The sequence below is a fragment of the Streptomyces viridosporus genome, from assembly GCF_002078235.1.
Lineage (GTDB): Bacteria > Actinomycetota > Actinomycetes > Streptomycetales > Streptomycetaceae > Streptomyces > Streptomyces viridosporus.
Genome location: NZ_MSGP01000827.1, coordinates 1 through 597 on the forward strand (window position 1 = coordinate 1; position 597 = coordinate 597).

General features: G+C 73.6%; 1 protein-coding gene and 1 pseudogene. One reads left to right on the forward strand and one right to left on the reverse strand.

All coding sequences use genetic code 11. From position 1 onward, the window contains the following. On the forward strand, window positions 1–195 hold a 195-nt coding region (locus tag B7L92_RS41720; RefSeq protein ID WP_143626501.1), incomplete at its 5' end, for a hypothetical protein. A gap of 35 nt (window positions 196–230) precedes the next feature. On the opposite strand, the pseudogene B7L92_RS37930 reads toward B7L92_RS41720, so the two are convergent. Next, window positions 231–572 (reverse strand): annotated as a pseudogene (locus tag B7L92_RS37930) (NUDIX hydrolase); the annotation flags it as partial. Window positions 573–597 lie beyond the last annotated feature (25 nt).

The following is a 597-nucleotide window of genomic DNA, read 5'->3' on the forward strand; positions in this document are numbered from 1 at the left end:
CACCACGAGGTCTCGGCGGCCTGCGCCGAGGAGCACCTCCTGCCGTCGGTGCGGGAGGCACCCGAGGACGCGGTGGTCCTGGCCGACGGCTTCTCCTGCCGGACGCAGCTGGAGCAGCTGGCGGGGGTGCGGGGGCGGCACCTGGCGGAGGTGCTGGCGGCGGCCCTGGACGGAACCGGGACGGAGGACGGGTGACGGTCGCCGCCCCGGTGTCCTCGGCGCGCCCGGTCGAGCNNGCCGCCGAGCAGGCGGGCCTCGTAGGCTATTTCCAGACGGGTGCGGAAGCCGCTGTTCAGCATGACGAGGCGGCCCGCCTCCACGTCGAGGCCGGTCTCCTCCTTGACCTCGCGCACCACGGTCTGCCGGAAGTCCTCGCCCTTGTGCGCGAAACCGCTCGGCAGACCCCACTGGCGGCCCGGCGGCCACATCCGGTGCCGGAGCAGCAGGACCCGCCCCTCGTCGTCGCGCACGACGCCGGTCACACCGACCACGAACTTGGCGTTCAGGAACCACATGAGACGGCTCTGAACAGGGCGCAGGAGTCGCCAGAGACGGGCAAGGAGTCGGCGCACGGGACCTCGGCGCGCCCGGTCGAGC